Below are 20550 nucleotides of genomic sequence, written 5' to 3' on the forward strand. Positions count from 1 at the left end.
GTCAACGCCACGCGAATCGCCGGGCTTACATGCAACCGTGACCTTCGAGACTCAGTCAGGCTCCGACGCGGTGGCCGCTTCCGGTGAGTCGGTAGACGTCGAAAACTCCGTCGACCCTGCGCACCGCACGGATGACGTGGTCGAGATGTCCGGCGTCACCCATCTCGAAGGTGAAGCGGGAGATGGCCACTCGGTTGTGGGCAGTGTTGAGGTTGGCCGACAGGATGTTGACGTGCTGCTCCGACAGCACCCGGGTGATGTCGGAGAGCAGGCCCTTGCGGTCGAGTGCCTCCACCTGGAGCTGCACCATGAACACGCTGGCTGCGGACGGCGCCCAGGTGACATCGATCAGCCGGTCGGGCTGGGCGCGTAACTGGTCGGCATTGGTGCAGTCGTCCCGGTGCACCGACACGCCGTGGCCGGTGGTGACGAAGCCGATGATCTCGTCGCCAGGCATCGGGGTACAACATCGGGCCAGCTTCACCCAGACGTCGTCGGTGCCCACCACGGTGACCCCAGAGTCGGTCGGGCGGCGGCGGCTCTCGGCCCGGGTGATGATCGGCTCGGACGGCTCGTCGGCGGCTTGGTTCTGCCCCTCGTCGTCGGCGCCGATCGCCTGACGCAGCAACCTCGAGACGTGCTCGGCCGAGACATGGTTGTCACCGATGGCGGCGTAGAGAGCGTCGATGTCCTGGTAGTGGAGGTCCTTGGCCACCTGGGTGAGCAGGTCATTGCTCATCAGCCGCTGGATGCCCTGCCCCTGCTTGCGCAGCGCCTTGGCCAGCTGGTCCTTACCGGAGTCGATGGCCTCCTCGCGGCGCTCACGGGAAAACCACTGCCTGATCTTGCTGCGAGCACGCGGACTCTTGACGAAGCCCAGCCAGTCGCGGCTCGGACCGGCTCCGTCGGCCTTGCTGGTGAGGATCTCGACGACATCGCCGTTCTCCACCGGAGACTCCAGCGGCGCAAGGCGTCCGTTGATGCGGGCTCCGATGGTGTGGTGGCCGACCTCGGTGTGGACGGCGTAGGCGAAGTCGACCGGCGTCGATCCGACCGGCAGTCCCACTACCTCGCCCTTGGGCGTGAAGACGTAGACCTCCTGGCTACCGACGTCGAAACGGAGGTTGTCGAGGAACTCGTCGGGGTCGGCCGTCTCACGCTGCCACTCCAGCAGCTGCCGGAACCACGCCATCTCATCGAGTTGCGCGCCGTCAGGTGCCGTCGGCAATCCACCCGCCGGGCCTGCCTTGGCGTCGTCCTTGTACTTCCAGTGTGCGGCGACACCGTACTCGGCGCGGTGGTGCATGGCGTGGGTGCGGATCTGGATCTCGACCGACTTGCCGTCCGGCCCGATGACCGTCGTGTGCAACGACTGGTACATGTTCATCTTCGGGGTGGCGATGTAGTCCTTGAACCGGCCCGGCACAGGGTTCCAACGGGTGTGCAGGGTGCCGAGCACGGCGTAACAGTCGCGCACGGAGTCGACGAGGATGCGCACCGCAACGAGGTCGTAGATGTCCTTGAACTCCCGGCCGCGGACGATCATCTTCTGGTAGACCGAGTAGTAGTGCTTCGGGCGGCTGGTGACCGTGGCATCGATCCGGGCTTCGCGCAGGTCACCGGTCACGTGCTCGCGAAAGCCCTGAAGGTACTGCTCCCGTGCGGGTGCAGCATCGGCGACCATCCGCGCGATCTCGTCGTAGACCTTCGGGTGGAGCACCGCGAAGCAGAGGTCTTCGAGCTCCCACTTGATGGTGTTCATACCCAGCCGGTGCGCCAGCGGAGCATAGATCTCGAGGGTCTCGTTGGCCTTACGGGTGGCCGACTCGGCCGAGACGTACCGCCACGTGCGCGCGTTGTGCAGGCGATCAGCGAGTTTGATGACCAGCACCCGGATGTCCTTGGCCATCGCCACGACCATCTTGCGCACGGTCTCTGCCTGCGCAGCATCGCCGTAGGTCATCTTGTCCAGCTTTGTGACGCCGTCGACCAGCAGCGCGATCTCGTCGCCGAAGTCGTCCCGCAGTTGGGTCAGGGAGTAGTCGGTGTCCTCGACGGTGTCGTGCAGCAGTGCCGCAGCGAGCACCGCGGGTTGCATACCGAGCTCGGCGAGGATCGTGGTGACCGCGAGCGGGTGGGTGATGTAGGGGTCACCTGATTTGCGGGTCTGGCCGCGGTGGGCTCGCTCGGCGACGGTGTAGGCGCGTTCGATGAGCGCGGGGTCGGCCTTGGGGTGGTGTGAACGGACGGTCCGCAGCAACGGAGCCAGCACGGTGTTCTGCGGGGCGCGTGGTGATCCGAGGCGCACCAACCGCGCGCGAACCCTTGAACCCGAACGCTCCTCCTGAACCATGACGAGAGCTTAATGGCCCGAGCAGGCTCCCTTCGCCACGCCCGGTGAGCTCACATCCGTCAGACGGAAGCGACGACGCTGATCTGACGGCCCTTGAGGTGGCGGCGGCCGTCCAGTGCAGCGATCTCGAGCAGGAACTCGACCCCGACGATGGTTGCGCCGGCTCGCTCCAACAATTGCGCGGCAGCGGTGGCGGTGCCACCGGTGGCGAGGACGTCGTCGACCAGGAGCACGCGCCGGCCCGCGCACGACTGCGCCGGCACCTCGATGGTGGCCTGGCCGTATTCGAGGTCGTAGGACTGGCTGATGGTATCGCCGGGAAGCTTGCCGGCCTTACGCACCGGCAGGAATCCCACCTGCATCACCTGTGCCAGCGGTGCACCGACGATCAACCCACGGGCCTCGATGCCACCGACCAGATCGATCTGGCCCTGCCAGCGCTCGGCGATGTCGGTGAGCACCCTCGCGAATGCTGCCGCATCGGCGAACAGCGGGTTGAGATCCTTGAAGAGCACACCCGGCTTCGGGAAGTCGGGGATGTCGTGCACGTGCGCTAACAGCACCTGCTCGACGTCGCTCATTCGGTGTCCTTGGTGGCCCAGGGGTGGACCTCGCGCTTGCGGGAGGCTCGCTCGGCACGCGCCGCGGCGAGCTCCTTCTCGCGCTCGGGGTCGACGACACCCGAGGAGACCTCGGCGCTGTCATCGTCCGCATCGGAGGTTCCGGTCGCCGCTTGGTACTGCGCGGCACGGCGCGAGAGTTCCTGCACGCCTGGCTCACGGTTGCGCAGGAAGACCAGCAACGGGGTCGCGATGAAGATCGAGGAGTAGGTGCCCACCGCGATACCGATGAACAACGCCAGAGCGAGGTCGAGCAGGGTGCCCGGGCCGAGCAGCGTGATACCGACGACGAGGATCGAGGCGACCGGCAGCAACGCCACCACGGAGGTGTTGATCGACCGCACCAACGTCTGGTTGACCGCATAGTTGGCGGCCTGGGCGTACGACCTGCGACCGGTGGCGAAGGCCTCCTGGCCGTTCTCGCGCACCTTGTCGAACACCACGACGGTGTCGTAGATCGAATAACCGAGGATCGTCAGGAAGCCGATCATGGTGGCCGGCGACACCTCGAACCCGGAGAGGGCGTAGATGCCCACCGTGAACGCGAGGTCGTGCAGTAGTGCGACGAGAGCGGAGAAGGCCATCGCCCAGGTGCGGAAGTAGAGCGCCAGCACCACCGAGACCAAGACGAGGAAGACCACCAACGCGATGATGGCCTTGTTGGTCACGGTCTTTCCCCACGACGGGCCGATGTAGGAGCTGTCGACCGACGTGGCCGGCACCTTGAACTCCGTGGCCAGCGCGTTCGACACCTTCTCGGTGTTGGCCGCGGAGGTGGCGCTACCGGATTCGCCACCGAGCGTCTTGGCCTGGATGCGGATCTGGTTGGTGCCGAGCTTGGTGACGCTGATCGTCTCGTTCATACCGGTGGCGGTGCGGACGACGTCCTTGGCCCGCTGCTCGTAATCGGTCATGTTGGAGACGCCCTGCACCCGCAGCTCGGAGCCGCCCTTGAACTCCAGGCCGAGGTTCAGCCCGCGGCCGAACAGACCGACCGCAGCCAACGCCAGCAGCACGACCGAGATGGCGAACCACAACTTACGGCGTCCGACGATGTCGAACTGTCGACGTCCGGTATAGAGGTCGTTTCCGAATTTCGCGAAGCTCATCATGAGTTACAGCGCTCCTTCCGCGGCAGCCGCGGCCTTGCGGTCGGCGATCGTGACGCGGCCTCGACCTGCGTACGTGACGCCGCTCGCGCCCAGGCGCTCCGGGCTGAAACCGGACCAGTTGTGACCGTTGCCGAAGAACTTCGTGCGGGCCAGCAGGCTGAGCATCGGATGGGTGAACATCATGACGACGACGAGGTCGATCAGCGTGGTGACACCGAGGGTGAACGCGAACGCCTTGACGCTCGACTCCGACAGCACGTAGAGCACGGCGGCGGCGAGGAAGTTGACGGCGTCCGAAATGATGATCGTGCGCTTGGCGCGGGCCCAACCGGTCTCAACCGCAGTCCGGAGTGGACGTCCTGATCTGACTTCATCGCGTACTCGTTCGAAGTAGACGATGAAGCTGTCCGCGGTGATACCGATCGACACGATGAGTCCGGTGATGCCGGCCATGGTGAGTCGGAAGTTGTTCGCGTAGCCCAGGAAGGTGACGGCGCCGTAGCTCAGCACGGCGGCCACGATCAACGATGCGACGGTGACCAGGCCGAGCGCACGGTACTGCAGCAGCGAGTAGAGGACGACGAGCAGCATGCCGATCAGGCCGGCGAGCAGGCCCTTCTGCAACTGGTCGGCGCCCAGCTGCGGGCTGATCTGGTCGGAGGTGAGCTCCTTGAAGCTCACCGGAAGAGCACCGAACTTCAACTGGTCGGCGAGAGTCTTAGCGCTGTCAGCAGTGAATCCACCGCTGATCTCGGCGCGGCCGTCGTTGATCGCGCTGCTGGTGGTGGGGGCCGAGATCACGACGCCGTCGACGGTGATGGCCGAACGGTTCTGGTCGCCCTGCAGCACCGAGATGCGCTGGGTCATCTTGCCGAAGGCGGCCTTGCCCCTGTCGTTGAACTCCAGGTTGACGCCCACCTCGCCGGTGGCGATGCCCTGCTGGTTGGTGCGCTGACCGAAGGAGGCATCGGTGATCCAGGCGCCCTGCACCTCGACCGGGCCGAGCAGGAGGGTCTCGTTGCCTTCTTTGGTGCAGGCGACCGTCGGCTCGGTGGAGGGTGCCTGGGCAGAGGCCTCACGCCACTGCGCGGCGGTCGGGCCGGCCTTGGCGTTGGAGTTGGTGCAGCTGAGTGCCTGGAGCAGGTTGGTGTAGGTCTCGCCCTTCTTGGCCAGACCCTGCTTGATCCAGAAATCACTGACCGGCTTGGACGCCCACGCGGTGTCGGAGGGGCTGGTGGGCTCGCCGGGCGCGGTCTGCGGGGTGGCCGAAGCGGTCGGCGCTCCCGGCAGCGTGGGCTGCGCCGACGGCGTAGCAGTCGGAGCGGCCGGAGGGGTCGATTCGGCAGCCGCGGCGTAGGCCTCCGGGAACGGCGCGTTGGCGCTGGTGGAGGACGCCTTGGGGGCGCTGGAGGACGCTGGTGATTGGGTGGCCTGCGAGGTCGGGCTGCTGGTGGCGGCCGGCGACGAGGTGGCAGGCGTGGACGCGCTCGGCGACGCCGACGTGCTCGCGGGAGCGCTTGGCGGCAACGGCAGCGTCGGCTGTGCCGCCTGATCGGCGGTCGGCTGGCTCGCCTGGATGACCGCACGGATCATCAACTGCGACGACTGCGCCAGCGAATCGAGGATCTCCTTGGACGGGTTTCCCGGAATCGCCACGACGATGCTGCGGTCACCCAGCGTGCTGACCTCGGCCTCGGCGACACCGGAACCATCGACACGTTGACGGATGATGCTCACGGCCTGGTTGACCTGTCCGGCGTTCACCGTTTGGCCAGCGCCCAACACGGGTTCGAGCACGACCTGGCGTCCGCCCTCGAGGTCGAGGCCGAGCTTGGGGGTCCACTGACCCTTGGGGTTGCCCCACACGGTCGTCGCGGCGATGCCGCCGAAGAGGGCGGCGATGATGAGCAGAAGCAGGAAGAGCGTGCGCTTGGGCTTGCCGGCCGGGGCACGACGGGTACGGGTCGCCATACCTCAGGCCTTCTCGTCGGTGTCGCCGGACGTCGGCAGCGGCTCGATGATGCGGCGCGGGACGATCGCCCGACGGTCGAATTGCACCTGCACGCCCTGTGCGATCTCCAAGGTGGCGGTCTGGTCGTCCATGGCGACCAGGCGTCCGAACAGTCCGGAGGTGGTCGACACCTCTTCGCCGACCTCGATCTCCTTCTGCGCCTGCGCGAACTGCTTCTGTCGGCGACGGCTGAACCAGAACATCACGGCCAGCAGCACCAAGGGCAGCAGCAGCAGGATGACACCGGAGGAGGATTGACCGCTCGCTTGAGTGGCGAGTGCGTGCATGTGAGTGGTGCTCCCTGCATCGATCGTGTGGTTGTGACAGGCATCGGACCGCGAAAGGGCACGATGCACCGCCGAGTGAGTCTAGGTGAGCCGGACGCGCGACCCAACTTCGGTGCGTGATCCGACGGCCGTTCAGTCGCTGAAACGACCCTCCGTCTCTGGCAACGTGGGCTGCTGCGCCCACGTTCCCGCGTCCTTGGGTGGGGTGAGCCCAAGGTGCTGCCACGCCAAGGCGGTGGCGGCGCGCCCGCGGGGTGTGCGCAGCAGATAACCCTCCCGCACCAGGTAGGGCTCGGCCACCGTCTCGACCGTGTCGGGCTCCTCCCCCACCGCGACGGCGAGCGTGGTGAGGCCGACGGGTCCTCCGGCGAAACGCTTGCACAGTGTTTCGAGCACGCCGCGGTCGAGCCGGTCGAGGCCCTTGGCGTCGACGTCGAAGAGCTTGAGGGCGGCCATGGCCGACGGCTGGTCGACCACCTCGCTGCCGTGGATCTGGGCGTAGTCGCGCACCCGCCGCAGCAAGCGGTTGGCGATGCGAGGCGTCCCGCGCGAGCGGCCGGCGATCTCGGCGATGCCCTGACGCGTCGACTCCACGCCGAGCAGACCGGCGCTGCGGTGCAGGATCGCGGCAAGATCTTCGGCGGTGTAGAAGTCGAGATGACCCGTGAAGCCGAACCGGTCGCGCAACGGCGCAGGCAGCAGTCCGGCTCGGGTGGTGGCACCGACGACGGTGAACGGCGGGAGTTCCAACGGGATGGCGGTCGCACCCGGGCCCTTGCCGACGATCACGTCGACGCGGAAATCCTCCATTGCCAGGTAGAGCATTTCTTCAGCGGCCCGAGCCATGCGGTGGATCTCGTCGAGGAAGAGCACTTCACCCTCGGCCAGCGACGACAGAATGGCGGCCAGATCGCCGGCGTGCTGGATCGCCGGTCCGCTGGTGATGCGGATCGGCTGCTCCAACTCGGCCGCGATGATCATCGCCAGGCTCGTCTTACCCAGGCCAGGAGGGCCGGAGAGCAGCACGTGGTCGGGCGTGGTGCCACGCCGCTTGGCGGCGGCGAGCACCAGGCCGAGCTGCTCGCTCACCCGCGGCTGACCGGGAAACTCCGACAACCGGCGCGGCCGGAGCGCGGCCTCGAAGTGGCGTTCGTCCGGCGCTCCGCCAGGGTCGACGATGCGCGCGGTGGCCTCGTAGGAGTCGTCGTCGTAGTGGTCGTTCATGGCTGGGGTCACCGGCCCAGGTGTCGCAAGGTGGCACGCAGCAGGGCCGACACCTCACGCGGGGCGTCGTCGGTCTTGGCGACACGCTCGACGGCGTCCTGCGCCTGCTTGGTCGACCAACCCAGGCCCACGAGCGCATCGACCACCTGCTGATGGTTTTCGTCCTGAGGTGCAGCGACAGGCTCGACGGGAAGCGGGGTCGCGAGGCCACCGATGACGCCCACCTTGTCCTTGAGTTCGAGGACGATGCGTTCGGCGCCCTTCTTGCCGATTCCGGGCACCTTCACCAGCGTCGGCACGTCGCCACCGGCAATGGCGTCGCGCAACACCTCGGGTGCGTGCACCGCGAGCATTGCCATGGCCAGCCGGGGCCCGACGCCGCTGACGGTCTGCACGAGTTCGAAGAGTTTGCGCTCGGCATCCTCGGCGAAGCCGTAGAGCGTGAGCGAGTCTTCGCGCACGACGAGGGTGGTGAAGAACGTGGCTTCCTGGCCGGTGCGGGCTGCCCCCGCATGCACGGGAGTGGTGTGGACGAGCATGCCCACTCCCCCGACCTCGACGACGACGTGGTCGAGACCGGCGCTCAAAACGGCGCCGCGGATGGAAGCGATCATCGGGGTCCTCGCGAAGTATCGGAGCGAGGCACGAGCGGAGAACTTCGTGGGGTGATGGTCATCGGGGTCCTCGCGAAGTATCGGAGCGAGGCACGAGCGGAGAACTTCGTGGGGTGATGGTCATCGGGGTCCTCGCGAAGTATCGGAGCGAGGCACGAGCGGAGAACTTCGTGGGGTGATGGTCATCGTGCGTACCTACTGACGGTGCGGGGCACCTGGTGCTCCTCGGGTCGGGAAACTCGTTGTGCAGCAGCTGCTTTGGCAATGCGCTGCTGCGCGCCGCCGCGCCACACGTGGCAGATGGCCAGGGCGAGAGCGTCGGCGGCGTCGGCCGGTTTGGGGGCGGTGTCGAGACGAAGGATGCGGGTGACCATCGCGGTGACCTGGGCCTTGTCGGCGCGGCCGTTGCCGGTGACGGACGCCTTCACCTCACTGGGGGTGTGCAGCACCAGCGGCAGCCCTCGTCGGGCGGCGGCGAGCATCGGCACGGCGGAGGCCTGCGCGGTGCCCATGATCCCCTTGATGTTCGCCTTGGCGAAGACCCGCTCGACGGCGACGACGTCCGGCTCGTGGTCGGACATCCATTGGTCGATCTCGGTCTGCAGGCTGAGCAGACGTTCGGCCGGGTCGTCGTGCACCGGCGTCCGGATGACACCGACGGCCACCAACTGCACCGGCTGGCCGATTCCGCCGTCGACGACACCGATGCCGCACCTGGTCAACCCAGGGTCGACGCCGAGAACGCGCACACTCATCTCCTCGCACACATGTTCGGGTGAGCCACGACTCTAACCGGGCCCGCCGGGCCGCTCGGGCACGACTCGCCGCGCGCTCGTCGAATGGAGACGAACGGACCCCGCGAGCGGGGGCTCGCGGGGTCCGTCACGTCTGCGGCGTGATCAGTCTTCTTCGGCGTCGAGCTCGGCCAGCACCTCGTCGGAGACATCACCGTTGGCGAAGACGTTCTGCACGTCGTCGGAGTCTTCCAGTGCCTCGATGACACGGAACATCTTCTTGGCGCCGTCCTTGTCGAGTGGCACCTCGACGGTGGGCAGCCAGGACGACTCGGCCGAGTCGTAGTCGACGCCGGCAGCCTGCAATGCCTCACGCACCGCGACGAAGTCGCCTGCCTCGGAGACGATCTCGAAGGCTTCGCCCAGATCGTTGATCTCCTCGGCGCCCGCGTCGAGCACGATCTCAAGCAGGTCGTCCTCGGTGTTCTCGCCCTTGGGGACGATCACGACACCCTTGCGGTGGAACTGGAAGGCGACCGACCCGCTGTCGGCCATCGAGCCACCATTCTTCTGTAGCGCGGTGCGCACCTCCGCCACAGCGCGGTTCTTGTTGTCGGTGAGGCACTCGATGAGCAACGCGACGCCACCGGGTGCATAGCCCTCGTACATGAGGGTCATGTACTCCGCGCCACCGGCTTCAGCACCCGAGCCGCGCTTGACGGCGCGGTCGATGTTGTCGTTGGGCACCGACGACTTCTTCGCCTTCTGGATGGCGTCGTAGAGGGTGGGGTTTCCTCCGGGGTCGCCGCCGCCCTGACGTGCCGCGACCTCGATGTTCTTGATGAGCTTGGCGAAGAGTTTGCCCCGCTTGGCGTCGATCGCAGCCTTCTTGTGCTTCGTCGTCGCCCACTTGGAGTGACCGCTCATGTCTCCCTCTACACAGTTGTCCGTGACGTACGGCCTTGCGGCCGTCGTTCATCTTACGGCGCTGCGGCCCGCACCATGGCCGCGAAGTAGGAGTGCACCCGATGGTCGCCGGTCACTTCGGGGTGGAAGGACGTGGCGAGCAGATTGCCCTGCCGCACTGCGACCGGCCGCCCGGACGCATCACCGTGCCCCTCGGGCACGCGTGCGAGCACCTCGACCGCGCCTCCCCATTCCTGCACCCACGGCGCTCGGATGAACACGGCCTGGACGGGTTCGGGCCCGACAACCGGCATGTCGAGATGGCATTCGAAGGAGTCGACCTGACGTCCGAAAGCATTGCGCCGCACGGAGATCGACATCCCACCGATCGGCAGCTGATCGGTCGTGCCGTCGACGATCTGGTCAGCGAGCAGGATCATTCCGGCGCATGACCCGTAGACCGGCATGCCGTCGGCGATCCGCGCACGGATCGGATCACGTAACTCGAAGATGCGGATGAGCTTGTCGATCGTGGTCGACTCTCCGCCAGGGAGCACGAGCCCGGCCACTTCGGCCAGCTCCGAGGAACGCCGGACCGGCATCGCCACCACACCCGTGCTTTCGAGGGCGCCGAGGTGCTCGCGGACGTCCCCCTGGACGGCGAGCACTCCGACCGTGGGCTGCTGCGTCATTGATCAACCTTTCGTCATTCGTCCGGCTAGCCTCGTCGGGTGCAATCCCGCGAAGCCGTCGTCATTCGTCCTCGGCGCCCCGAAGATGTGGCCGCTCTCGTCGAGGTGATGGGCCGCCAGCAGCCGGTTTCGCGCTACCCGCTGGTGTGGCCGCTGTCCGAACCCGCTGCCGACTTCATCGCCCGTGGAACCGAGCGCGCGGCGTGGGTGGCCGAGGTGGACGGGGTGGTGGTCGGCCATGTGTCGTCGACGATCGTGCCGGATGATGAGATCCACTCCGTGTGGTCGCGCAGCACCGGCCGACCGAACAGCGAACTCGGCTGTGTCTCTTCGCTGTTCGTCGATCTGGACGTCATCGGCAAGGGAGTGGGTGGCCGGTTGCTCGACACGGCAGTCGCTGAAATCCGCGGCGGTGGGCGAACGCCGGTGCTCGATGTGACCACCCAGACGCAGAATCCGGCGAGCAGCGTCTACGAGCACCGTGGCTGGCAGCTCGTGGGCCATGCGCGCCCGCTGTGGCTGCCGCCGGACGAACCCGATGTGAGGTTCTATGTGCTGCCGGATTCGATGGGTCGGCAGGTGCTGAGCGGGACGGTCGTGCCCGGTCACGGGGTGGCCTCCGGCGCGGCGGCCGACTCCCCGCACCCGGCCGGCACCATCAGTCTGCAGCTGCCGCACTTCGCCGCCCGTGGTGTCGACCTGAGCGGGCTGCGTCCTGCGACGATCAACCTGGACGTGGGTGCGCGGGTGACGATCGACCGCCCGACGCTCACTCTCACCGATGTCGCCTGGACCGATCACCATGATGCAGAGACCTTTTCGTTCGTTCGATGCTTCGTGAAATGGGCTGCAACCACGCTCTTCGGATACGTCTACTACCCGCATCCGGAGACCAAACCCGCTCACTTCCAGGCTGATTCGGTGCTGGAACTGCTGATGCCCGACCTTCCCGGATTGGCCTACGGGAATGAGCTGTCCATCGAGGTGCCGTCCGGGTCGATCAGTTTTCACTGATCGACCCGGCGGCTAGGTCACCAGCCGCGTTCGGCCAGGCGGTGCGGCACCGGGATGTCGTCGACGTTGATGCCGACCATCGCCTCGCCGAGACCGCGGGAGACCTTCGCGATGACGTCGGGGTCGTCGTGGAAGGTGGTGGCTTTCACGATGGCGGCAGCCCGCTCGGCAGGGTTGCCGCTCTTGAAGATTCCGGAACCGACGAAAACCCCTTCGGCGCCGAGTTGCATCATCATGGCCGCGTCGGCCGGGGTGGCGATACCTCCCGCGGTGAAGAGCACCACCGGCAGCTTGCCGAGTTCGGCGACTTCCTTGACCAGTTCGTAGGGCGCTTGCAATCCCTTTGCCGCGACGAAGAGTTCGTCCTCGGGGAGGTTCTGCAGGCGGCGGATCTCCTGGCGGATCTGGCGCATGTGCGTCGTGGCGTTCGAGACGTCACCGGTGCCGGCCTCACCCTTGGAGCGGATCATCGCCGCACCCTCGGTGATGCGGCGCAGCGCCTCGCCCAGGTTGTTCGCACCACACACGAAGGGCACCGTGAACTGCCACTTGTCGATGTGGTTGGCGTAGTCGGCGGGAGTGAGCACTTCGGATTCGTCGATGTAGTCGACGCCCAGGCTCTGCAGCACCTGGGCCTCCACGAAGTGTCCGATCCGGGCCTTGGCCATGACCGGGATCGACACCGCCTCGATGATCCCATCGATCATGTCGGGATCACTCATCCGCGAGACGCCGCCCTGGGCCCGGATGTCGGCTGGCACGCGCTCCAACGCCATCACCGCAACTGCCCCAGCGTCCTCGGCGATCCTCGCCTGGTCGGGGGTGACGACGTCCATGATCACGCCGCCCTTCAGCATCTCGGCCATGCCTCGCTTGACGCGAGCGGTGCCGGTGGCGGTCTGGTTCATCAGTGAGGACTCCTTGGTCGACAACAGGTTCGACCACCACGCTAGAACCACCGCGAGGCCACTTAGGGCCAAATCGACGTCGGTGGCACTTTGCTGCCACGTCCGCATGTCGTCACGCGCTCAGACGAGGAGGTCGTCCGCGCTCGATTGCTCGGAGTCGAAGTCGACGACCTGCGGCATGGTGGTGCGACCGGCCAGCCGGAATACTCGCACCATCGGCTGCGAACGCACCCGTCGCACTGCGCGCACCGCATCGTCGTGGAAGGCCCGGGCGAGATTGACCCGCTGGCCACCCTGCTGCACCCGCTGCAGCACTTCCTCGCCGCCGCGATGTTCGCGCACACCGCGAGCCGCTTCGGCGGTGAGGGTCGCTCGCAGGGTCTGGGTGAGCTGCGACTCCACCTCGGCACGTTCACGGTCGATACCGAGTTCCCTCACTTCGTCGTGCACCTGCGCCGTGTCAGCCTCGTCCAGCGACGCTGTGGCGGCCTGCACCAGCAGCATTGAACTGGCTGGATCGAGCATGCCCGAATGCGCGAGTTCCATCACCGCATCCGCTCGGCGCACCAGTTGGGCGTCCAGCGCAGAAACCGATCCCTCGAGTCGTGCGTGGAGGCGGTCGAGACGAGCCGCGGTGTAGGAGAGGTACCACGCGATCACCGCGAGGACGGCGATCACCAGGACCACCCAGAACCACACCTGATCGATCATGCTCTCGACCTCCACCATCTGAGGGGACGAACTTCGGATGCAGCACTGGTGGCGGGCGCCCCGGCACACACCGTTTCGTACACCGACACGACATCGGCCGCCACTCGCGACCAGTCGAACCTGCGCGCCCGCCGGCTCCCCTGCTCGGCCCGCAGCCCGCGATCGGCCGGTACGGCAAGCAGTTCGAGGACGACGTCGGCCAGTTCGTCGGCGTGTTCGTTGGCGAAGAGTGCTCCTGCCCACCCGTCGTCCAGGACGGCGCGGAAGGCCGGGATGTCACTGGCCACGACGGCGACCCCGGCGCTCATCGCTTCGACCAGGATGATGCCGAAACTCTCCCCGCCGGTGTTGGGTGCGACGTAGATGTCGACCGACCGAAGGAACGACTGCTTCTCGGCGTCGCTGATCGGTCCGAGGAACTCGCAGGCGCGCACGACCTGCTCAGGACGTCCCTCCAGCACCTCCTTCGGATCGCCCGGGCCGGCCACGAGCAGGCGCAGACCGGGGTGAGCGGCGAGAAGCTGCGGCATCGCGTCGAGCAGCACGTGCAGCCCTTTGCGCGGCTCTTCGATGCGCCCCAGGAAGGCGATCGTCGGACGCTCCTGGGTGCCCTGCCACCGCGCATCGATCGGCGCCGTGGCGAACTTGTCGACGTAGACGCCGTTCGGGATGACGACCGCATCACCGCCGATGTGTCGCCGCACGAACCTGCGGGCCTCGGACGAGACCGCGATGCGCCCCATGACCTTCTCCAGCCCGGGCTGCAACATCGGCCCGGCCGCGAGCAGCGCCCGCGACTTGGTGTTGCTGGTGTGGAAAGTGGCGACCAGGGGTCCGTCGGCAGCCCACATCGCGAGCATCGACACGCTCGGGCTGATGGGTTCGTGCACGTGCAACACGTCGAACCGGCCGCCTTCGATCCAGCGGGCCACCCGCGCCGAAGTCACCGGGCCGAAGGTCAGCCGGGCGACCGAGCCGTTGTAGGGCACCGGCAGTGCGCTGCCTGCGCTCACGACGTACGGCGGGAGCACGGTGTCGGGTTCGGCGGGTGCCAGCACTTCCACGTAATGGCCGTGCCCGATGAGGTACTCGGCCAGGTCGCGCACGTGCAGCTGGACGCCGCCCGGCACGTCGAATGAGTAGGGGCTGACCAACCCGACTCTCACCGCAGGTCCTCGAAATCCTCGAGGAAGATGCGCTGCATCATGTGCCAGTCCTGGGTGTGCGTGCGGATCACATCGCCGAGGGCCGTGATGCACTGCTGGGTCATCTGCTGCACCTGGTGCGGACGCTCGCCTTCCGGCACGCGGACGCGTTCACCGAAGTGCGCCACCACCCGCGGAGCGCCTCGCCCAGGCAGGGTCTCGTAGCTCACCGAGAGCGGGAACAACGCGGCGCCGGTGTCGAGCGCGAGCCGGGCGGGACCGGTGGCCGCCTTGATGCGATGACCGAGCAGGTCGACCTCGACGCCGTGCGAGGTGAGGTCGCGGTCGGCCAGCAGCGGCACGAATCCTCCGTTGCGCAGCGCTTCGACCAGCGCGGGGTAGGTGCCGTCGCCACCGGTCAGCGGCAGAATCGTCATGCCGAGGCCCTCGCGGAAGGCCAGGAATTCTTCGAAGAGTTCCTCCGGCTTCAATCGCTCGGCGACCGTGGTGACGGGGGCAAAATACGTGGTCGACCACGCACCAGCGAGATCCCAGTTGCCCATGTGCCCGAGAAACAGGATGATCGGCTCGCCGCGCTCCACGATGGCCCGGGCTTCGACGTCGGCGCCGGTGAGTCTCATCCGTTCGTGCAGTTGTTCAGGCGTGTGGATCGACAGCCGGAAGGCATCGCACCAATAGGTCATGTACGAGCGAATACCTTGTCGCACCAGCTCGTTCAGCTCGTCGGGCGACAGCTCGGGGCGGATCTTGGCGTAGTTGGAGCGCATGCGATCGACCGATTTGCCGCCGCGGCGGAAGGTGGCATCGGCGATGCGGTCGAAGAGTGCGTAGGCCGCTGGTTCGGGGAGCTTGCAGACCAGCTTCCAGGCGGCGCGGAAGCCGGCGACCTGCGCCGCGTCGCCGAGGCTCACAGGGGCTTGCCGAGGGCCTGCGTCCGCACGGTGAGCATGCGCTGCAGGACGGTGATGAAGCTCGCGAGCGCCAGCAGGCCGAGCACAGTGCCCATGATCCAGGTCTCCCACGGACGCAGGAACCAGCCGCACAGACCCGTGGTGACCAACACCGCGACCAGACGGTCGGCGCGCTCGGCGATGCCGACGTTGGCGGTCATGCCCAGGCCTTCTGCTCGGGCCTTGGCGTAGGAGACGACGCTGCCCAGGATCAGGCAGGCCAGGGCGAGGCCGGCCAGCACCATGTTGTGGCCCTGGTCGCCGCCGTAGTAGAGCACCAGCGCGCCGAAGATCGCGGCGTCGCCGACGCGGTCAAGGGTGGAGTCGAGGTAGGCGCCCCACAGGCTGGAACGCCCCGACATGCGCGCCATGACGCCGTCGATGGTGTCGCTGAAGACGAAGGCGGTGATCACCAGCGTCCCGATGAGGAATTCGTGGCGCGGGTAGAAAGCGAGCGCTCCGAAGCAGACCCCGAGCGTGCCGATGATCGTGACGACATCGGGGCTGATGCCCATCTTGAGGAAGAGTTTGGCAATGGGGGTGAAGAGCTTGGTGAAGAACGCTCGGGCGTACTTGTTCAGCATGGTGCGACCACGGTACCCAGTTGACCGCTCACTTCCCCGGCCATGCGTCGGCGAGCCGCGAACGCGCGTCCTCCAGCAGTTGGGGCAGCGCCTTGGTCTGGGCGATGATCGGCAAGAAGTTCGAGTCGCCTCCCCATCGCGGAACGATGTGCTGGTGCAGGTGGGCCGCGACGCCGGCGCCGGCCACCTCGCCTTGGTTCATGCCGATGTTGTAACCCAAGGGCGCCGCGGCGGCTTCGAGGGCGCGGATGCCGTCCTTGGTGAGCTGGGTGAACTCCTGCGTCTCGGCGTCGGTGAGGTCGAGATAGCGCGGCACGTGACGGTAGGGGCAGATGAGCAGGTGCCCCGGGTTGTAGGGGAAGAGGTTCATCACCGCGTAGCAGTGCTCGCCGCGGTGCACGATGAGCCCGACCTCGTCGTCCTTCTTGGGTGCCGCGCAGAAGGGGCAGGCCTCGTCGTCGCTGTCTTCGGGCTTGTCGGCCTCGATGTACGCCATCCGGTGGGGCGTCCACAGCCGCTCGAATCCGTCGGGGACGCGGGCGAATCCGTCTGCGTGCTCGTCTCGCTGGCTCACGGCTCGATCCTACGGCCGGGGAATAGGCTGGCCGTGACGGGCCGTTGCCACGCTCAGGTGGCGGCGTCGCTGCCAACTCGAATCGAGGAGTCGCTATGCCATTGCAGGGTGAGTACGCGCCGGAGAAGACCCCGTGGGTCGCCGACCAGCTGGCAAAGATCGATGAGACCGGCACGACGAAGTCAGTGGGCATCAACGGCATGGACGTCGTGGTCTTCACCATCCGTGGCCGTAAGTCGGGGCTGCTGCGCCGGGTGCCGTTGATGCGTGTGGAGCACGGCGGCAGTTACGCCGTGGTGGCATCCAAGGGTGGCGCGCCGGAAAACCCCGCGTGGTACCACAACGTCACCGCCAACCCGGAGGTCACCGTGCAGGACGGCGACCAGTTCATCGACGGCGTGGCCCGCGAACTCAGTGGTGCCGAGCGCGAAGAATGGTGGGAGCGTGCCGTCGCGGCCTTCCCTCCTTACGCGGAGTACCAGACCAAGACCGACCGGCAGATCCCGGTGCTGCTGGTGGAGCCGCGCAGCGCCGACTGATCAGCGGGCGGCTGCCTGGTCGACCAACCAGCGGAACGGCCCGAGCTGGACGGGCCCGGTGGCGCAGGCGAGTTCGGGGTGCCACTGGACGCCCACCCAGGGATGTTCACGATGCTCGACAGCTTCCACGACGCCGTCCTGCGTTCGAGCAGTGACGCGGAGGCCATCGGCGACGCGGTCGAGCACCTGATGGTGCAGTGATCGTCCGTCGAAACGGCGAGAGCCCATCATCTGCTCGATAACCGATCCGTCCGTGCAGACCTCGATCGGGTGGGTGCTGTCGCGATGGGCGACGTCGGTCTCGTCCAGGTGTTGGAGCAGGTCGCCGCCGAGGGCGATGTTGAGCGATTGCATCCCGCGGCAGATACCCAGAATCGGCAGCTGCCGTTCGAGCGCTGCTCGCAGCAGGGCGAGATCGCAGGCGTCCTGCTCGGGCGCGACCTGGTTGAGCTTGCTGTGCTTGACGGCCTGGCCGTAGTGGTTCGGATCGGAGTCACCGCCGCCGGGCATCACGACGCCGTCGACCAGGTCGAGTGCTTGCGGGATGAGCGCGGGATCGTCGAGGGCGAGCATGATCGGCAGCGCGCCGACAGCCTGCAGCGCAGAAGCCACCGATCGGCGCACCTCCATGCCGATCGACGGGTTGCCGTCAGGGTCGGCGCAGAAGCGGGCTGCGACAGCGATCACGGGGCGGGACGTGCTGTGTGCCATGTGCCCACCCTACGAACGTGCGATCACCCTCGGCGTGTGGTGGTGCTCCCCTGCCGCACCATGAGCCGTTCCCCCGGCGCCTCGAAGCCCATGCGTTCGTACAGGCTGCGTGCCTTCGGCTCTGCGTTGAGTTGGTATCGCTCGATGTCATGTTTCTCGCCCCAGGCGATCATCGTGCGCAGCAGCCGTTCGGCGATGCCGTTGCCGCGTGCCGTCTTGGTGACGAAAACATTCTTGACGTGCAGCCAGCCGGTGGTCGTCCGGCACAGGCTCGGCAGTTTGCGCACGTGGCTGGTCTGCACGAACCCAATCGCTGAGCCGTCACCGGAGAAGGCGATCCAGGTGGGCATCTGGTCGAATTCGGCCAACCAGGCGTCGGCGTACTCACTGAGGAAGCCGTCCCGCTTGGTGCCCCCGTACTCGAGGTCGGCTTGGAGGGTCAGGGCGCCGAGGATCAACGCGTGCTCGCGCTGAGCGCGCTCGATACGGACGGTCATGGTGGCCATGCAAGCACAGCGCGGCGCCGAATACCGCACAATGGCGACCATGCGCATCGACCTCAACGCTGATCTGGGCGAGTCCTTCGGGCGCTGGAGGCTCGGCGACGATGCCGCGCTGATGTCGGTGATCACCTCCGCGAATGTGGCGTGTGGCTTCCACGCCGGTGACCCCGCCACGCTGGTGCGCACCTGCGAGGACGCGGTGGCGCATGGCGTGGTCATCGGCGCGCAAGTGGGCTATCGCGATCTGGCCGGTTTCGGTCGGCGCTTCATCGACGTCAGCCCTGACGACCTGTACGCCGACGTGCTCTACCAACTGGGCGCACTCGACGGCATCGCCCGTGCCTGCGGCGGCCGGGTGGCCTTCTTGAAACCGCATGGCGCGCTCTACAACGCGATCGTGCACCATGAAGTTCAGGCCGCTGCGGTGGTGAAGGCCGTTGCGGCATATGACGATTCGCTGCCGGTGCTCGGGCTGCCCGGCTCGGTGTTCCTCGCCCTTGCGGGCGAAGCAGGTTTGCGCACCGTCCGGGAAGGCTTCGCCGATCGGGCCCACACCCAGGACGGGACGTTGGTGCCGCGCGATCAGCCGGGTGCCGTGCTGCATGAGCCGGCGGCCATCGCCGAACGAGTCGTGCGCATGGTCACGACCGGGCAGCTGACGGCCGTCGACGGTACCGAACTGACGATGGAGGTCGACTCGATCTGCGTGCACGGCGACTCCCCCGACGCCGTCGCGGTGGCCCGGTCAGTGCGTCGTGCTCTCACCGACGCGGGCGTCGACCTCACCTCGTTCGTGCGCTGATGCGCCTGCTGCCCTGCGGTTCGTACGCGATCCTGGTCGACCTGCCCGACGAAGCCGCGCGACGCCGGTTCGACCGTGCGCTGCGGGCTGCGCGGAGCACCGGCTTCCTCGCGGACGACGTCGTCGAGCAGGTGCCCGCCGCCCGGACGGTGCTGGTGCGTGTGCGTCCCGGCGTCGAACCGGCGTCCGTCGCCCGTGAGTTGCGTGCGCTGGCGTCGGACGACCCCGTCGCGGAGCTGGTGGCCGACGGCGAGCTCAGTGAGTTGGTCGTATTCACTGTCTACGACGGCCCCGACCTGGATTCGCTCGCGCAGATCCTCGGCACGAGCACCGACGAACTGGTCGAGTGGCACACGGGAAGCACCTGGACGGTCGACTTCGCCGGGTTCGCGCCCGGCTTCGGTTACCTGGTTCGCGACGAAGCGTCCGAGCCGCCCTTCGATGTCTCCATCCCCCGGCTCGCTCGTCCGCGTACCCGCTTGCCTGCCGGTTCGGTCGGACTCGCCGGCTCGTACTCGGGCATCTACCCGAGCGCTTCCGCAGGAGGCTGGCAATTGATCGGTCGCACCGAGTTGCGCACCTGGGATGCCGGACGTGATGAGCCAGCCCGGCTGATACCGGGCCGACGGGTGCGCTTCGAGGTGGCCCAATGACGTCTGCGATCGAAGTGCTCAGCGTCGGCGGCCTCATGACGCTGCAGGATCTCGGCCGACCCGGCCATGCCCATCTCGGCGTCCCGACGGGCGGCGCAGTCGACCGCAATTCCCTCCACTCAGCAAATCGCCTGGTGGGCAACGAGATCGACGCACCGGCTCTGGAGTTCATGCCCGCCCCGATCGAGCTGCGAGCACTGGTCGACGCGGTCATGGCACTCACGGGCGCTCCGGCTGCCGCCACCGTTGGCGACCGGCCCGCACCGCACGCCGAAGCCTTCGTTGTCCGCGCCGGGCAAGTCGTCCGCATCGCGCCGGCCGTGATGGGCGTGTGGACCTATCTGGCCCTTCGCGGTGGTTTCGATGCGCCGAGGTTGTTCGGCAGTGCCTCCGGTTCGCCGACCTCCGCGCTCGGCCCGGCACCCATGACGCCGGGCGATCTCTTGGAGGCCGGTGATCTGGTCGCCGGGGAACCGCTCGTCGGCTTCGCCGAGCCGACGGCCTGGCGCACTCCGGTCGAGGCCGAGATCGTGCTCGGCCCACGGGGCGACTGGTTCACGCCCGAGTCAGTCGCGCTGCTGACCAGCACGACCTGGACGATGTCGAGCGACCTCGATCGCGTCGGCGGACGGCTGGACGGCCCTGCTCTGCAGCGGAACCGGAGCGACGAGCTACCCAGCGAGGGCATGGTGCGTGGCTCGGTGCAGGTGAGCGCGAACGGCCAACCGATTGTCTTCTTCGCTGACCATCCCCCGACCGGCGGCTACCCGGTGATCGGTGTCGTGGCCGACGACCAGGTCGACCGCATCGCGCAATGTCGGCCCGGCGAAACGGTGCGCTTCTGTATTGCTCAGCGGCAGCTTCGCAGTTGAGCTTCGGCTG

23 protein-coding genes are annotated in these 20550 nt (G+C 67.3%); 5 read left to right on the forward strand and 18 right to left on the reverse strand.

The window, feature by feature from the left end; translation table 11 throughout:
- Positions 1–55: 55 nt before the first annotated feature.
- The 10 genes from J5M86_RS08120 to pdxT form a co-directional block, all read right to left on the reverse strand.
- On the reverse strand, positions 56–2353 hold the full coding sequence (locus J5M86_RS08120; RefSeq protein WP_188061102.1) for a bifunctional (p)ppGpp synthetase/guanosine-3',5'-bis(diphosphate) 3'-pyrophosphohydrolase: 2298 nt from the start codon (positions 2351–2353) through the stop codon (positions 56–58).
- Positions 2354–2412: 59 nt separating this feature from the next.
- Complete coding sequence (locus J5M86_RS08125) at positions 2413–2934, reverse strand: adenine phosphoribosyltransferase (RefSeq protein ID WP_188061101.1); 522 nt, start codon at positions 2932–2934, stop codon at positions 2413–2415.
- Positions 2931–4082, reverse strand: a complete 1152-nt coding sequence (gene secF / locus J5M86_RS08130) for a protein translocase subunit SecF (RefSeq protein WP_370587353.1) — start codon at positions 4080–4082, stop codon at positions 2931–2933. The genes J5M86_RS08125 and secF overlap by 4 nt, the downstream gene beginning before the upstream one ends.
- 6 nt (positions 4083–4088) lie before the next feature.
- Positions 4089–6056 (reverse strand): protein translocase subunit SecD, encoded by a 1968-nt coding sequence (gene secD, locus J5M86_RS08135; RefSeq protein WP_188061099.1) that lies wholly within the window; start codon positions 6054–6056, stop codon positions 4089–4091.
- Positions 6057–6059: 3 nt separating this feature from the next.
- Positions 6060–6383, reverse strand: coding sequence for a preprotein translocase subunit YajC (gene yajC, locus J5M86_RS08140; protein ID WP_188061098.1), 324 nt, complete (start codon positions 6381–6383; stop codon positions 6060–6062).
- A gap of 132 nt (positions 6384–6515) precedes the next feature.
- The gene (gene ruvB, locus J5M86_RS08145; protein ID WP_188061192.1) at positions 6516–7607 is read right to left on the reverse strand and encodes a Holliday junction branch migration DNA helicase RuvB; all 1092 of its coding nucleotides are present in this window, start codon (positions 7605–7607) and stop codon (positions 6516–6518) included.
- Between the two features lie 8 nt (positions 7608–7615).
- Positions 7616–8221: a Holliday junction branch migration protein RuvA gene (gene ruvA, locus J5M86_RS08150; RefSeq protein ID WP_188061097.1), complete on the reverse strand. Its 606-nt coding sequence runs from the start codon at positions 8219–8221 to the stop codon at positions 7616–7618.
- 182 nt (positions 8222–8403) lie between these two features.
- On the reverse strand, positions 8404–8970 hold the full coding sequence (gene ruvC / locus J5M86_RS08155) for a crossover junction endodeoxyribonuclease RuvC (RefSeq protein WP_188061191.1): 567 nt from the start codon (positions 8968–8970) through the stop codon (positions 8404–8406).
- A gap of 150 nt (positions 8971–9120) precedes the next feature.
- Positions 9121–9882, reverse strand: a complete 762-nt coding sequence (locus J5M86_RS08160) for a YebC/PmpR family DNA-binding transcriptional regulator (protein ID WP_188061096.1) — start codon at positions 9880–9882, stop codon at positions 9121–9123.
- 53 nt (positions 9883–9935) lie between these two features.
- A complete protein-coding gene (gene pdxT, locus J5M86_RS08165) occupies positions 9936–10553 on the reverse strand; it encodes a pyridoxal 5'-phosphate synthase glutaminase subunit PdxT (protein WP_188061095.1) in 618 nt (205 codons plus the stop codon).
- A 39-nt stretch (positions 10554–10592) separates the two neighbouring features.
- On the opposite strand from pdxT, the gene J5M86_RS08170 reads away from it, so the two are divergent.
- A complete protein-coding gene (locus J5M86_RS08170) occupies positions 10593–11567 on the forward strand; it encodes a GNAT family N-acetyltransferase (protein WP_244328270.1) in 975 nt (324 codons plus the stop codon).
- A gap of 17 nt (positions 11568–11584) precedes the next feature.
- Here J5M86_RS08170 and pdxS read toward each other — a convergent pair whose 3' ends face one another.
- From pdxS to J5M86_RS08200, 6 genes are all read right to left on the reverse strand, one after another.
- Positions 11585–12475: a pyridoxal 5'-phosphate synthase lyase subunit PdxS gene (gene pdxS, locus J5M86_RS08175; protein WP_188061094.1), complete on the reverse strand. Its 891-nt coding sequence runs from the start codon at positions 12473–12475 to the stop codon at positions 11585–11587.
- 120 nt (positions 12476–12595) lie between these two features.
- Entirely contained in the window at positions 12596–13186 is a 591-nt protein-coding gene (locus J5M86_RS08180; protein ID WP_188061093.1) for a hypothetical protein, read from the reverse strand.
- The gene (locus tag J5M86_RS08185; protein WP_188061092.1) at positions 13183–14352 is read right to left on the reverse strand and encodes a glycosyltransferase family 4 protein; all 1170 of its coding nucleotides are present in this window, start codon (positions 14350–14352) and stop codon (positions 13183–13185) included. Before J5M86_RS08185 ends, J5M86_RS08180 begins: the two co-directional genes overlap by 4 nt.
- Entirely contained in the window at positions 14349–15263 is a 915-nt protein-coding gene (locus J5M86_RS08190) for a phosphatidylinositol mannoside acyltransferase (RefSeq protein ID WP_188061091.1), read from the reverse strand. Before J5M86_RS08190 ends, J5M86_RS08185 begins: the two co-directional genes overlap by 4 nt.
- Entirely contained in the window at positions 15260–15886 is a 627-nt protein-coding gene (pgsA, locus tag J5M86_RS08195; protein ID WP_188061090.1) for a phosphatidylinositol phosphate synthase, read from the reverse strand. Before pgsA ends, J5M86_RS08190 begins: the two co-directional genes overlap by 4 nt.
- Before the next feature lie 28 nt (positions 15887–15914).
- Positions 15915–16460 carry an HIT domain-containing protein gene (locus J5M86_RS08200; protein ID WP_244328271.1) on the reverse strand — a complete coding sequence of 182 codons (546 nt, stop codon included), beginning with the start codon at positions 16458–16460 and terminating at the stop codon, positions 15915–15917.
- Between the two features lie 95 nt (positions 16461–16555).
- On the opposite strand from J5M86_RS08200, the gene J5M86_RS08205 reads away from it, so the two are divergent.
- Entirely contained in the window at positions 16556–16999 is a 444-nt protein-coding gene (locus J5M86_RS08205; protein ID WP_188061089.1) for a nitroreductase family deazaflavin-dependent oxidoreductase, read from the forward strand.
- Here J5M86_RS08205 and J5M86_RS08210 read toward each other — a convergent pair whose 3' ends face one another.
- Positions 17000–17710: a gamma-glutamyl-gamma-aminobutyrate hydrolase family protein gene (locus J5M86_RS08210; protein ID WP_188061088.1), complete on the reverse strand. Its 711-nt coding sequence runs from the start codon at positions 17708–17710 to the stop codon at positions 17000–17002.
- Between the two features lie 23 nt (positions 17711–17733).
- Positions 17734–18207 carry a GNAT family N-acetyltransferase gene (locus J5M86_RS08215; RefSeq protein WP_188061087.1) on the reverse strand — a complete coding sequence of 158 codons (474 nt, stop codon included), beginning with the start codon at positions 18205–18207 and terminating at the stop codon, positions 17734–17736.
- Positions 18208–18214: 7 nt separating this feature from the next.
- Between J5M86_RS08215 and J5M86_RS08220 the strand changes: the two genes are divergently transcribed.
- From J5M86_RS08220 to J5M86_RS08230, 3 genes are read left to right on the forward strand one after another with little or no spacing between them, the layout of a single operon-like run.
- The gene (locus J5M86_RS08220) at positions 18215–19015 is read left to right on the forward strand and encodes a 5-oxoprolinase subunit PxpA (protein ID WP_318275979.1); all 801 of its coding nucleotides are present in this window, start codon (positions 18215–18217) and stop codon (positions 19013–19015) included.
- Positions 19015–19668 carry an allophanate hydrolase subunit 1 gene (locus J5M86_RS08225; RefSeq protein ID WP_188061086.1) on the forward strand — a complete coding sequence of 218 codons (654 nt, stop codon included), beginning with the start codon at positions 19015–19017 and terminating at the stop codon, positions 19666–19668. The genes J5M86_RS08220 and J5M86_RS08225 overlap by 1 nt, the downstream gene beginning before the upstream one ends.
- Complete coding sequence (locus J5M86_RS08230) at positions 19665–20540, forward strand: biotin-dependent carboxyltransferase family protein (RefSeq protein WP_188061085.1); 876 nt, start codon at positions 19665–19667, stop codon at positions 20538–20540. The genes J5M86_RS08225 and J5M86_RS08230 overlap by 4 nt, the downstream gene beginning before the upstream one ends.
- The last annotated feature ends 10 nt before the right edge of the window (positions 20541–20550 follow it).

It is taken from the genome of Yimella sp. cx-51 (genome assembly GCF_017654605.1).
GTDB lineage: Bacteria > Actinomycetota > Actinomycetes > Actinomycetales > Dermatophilaceae > Yimella.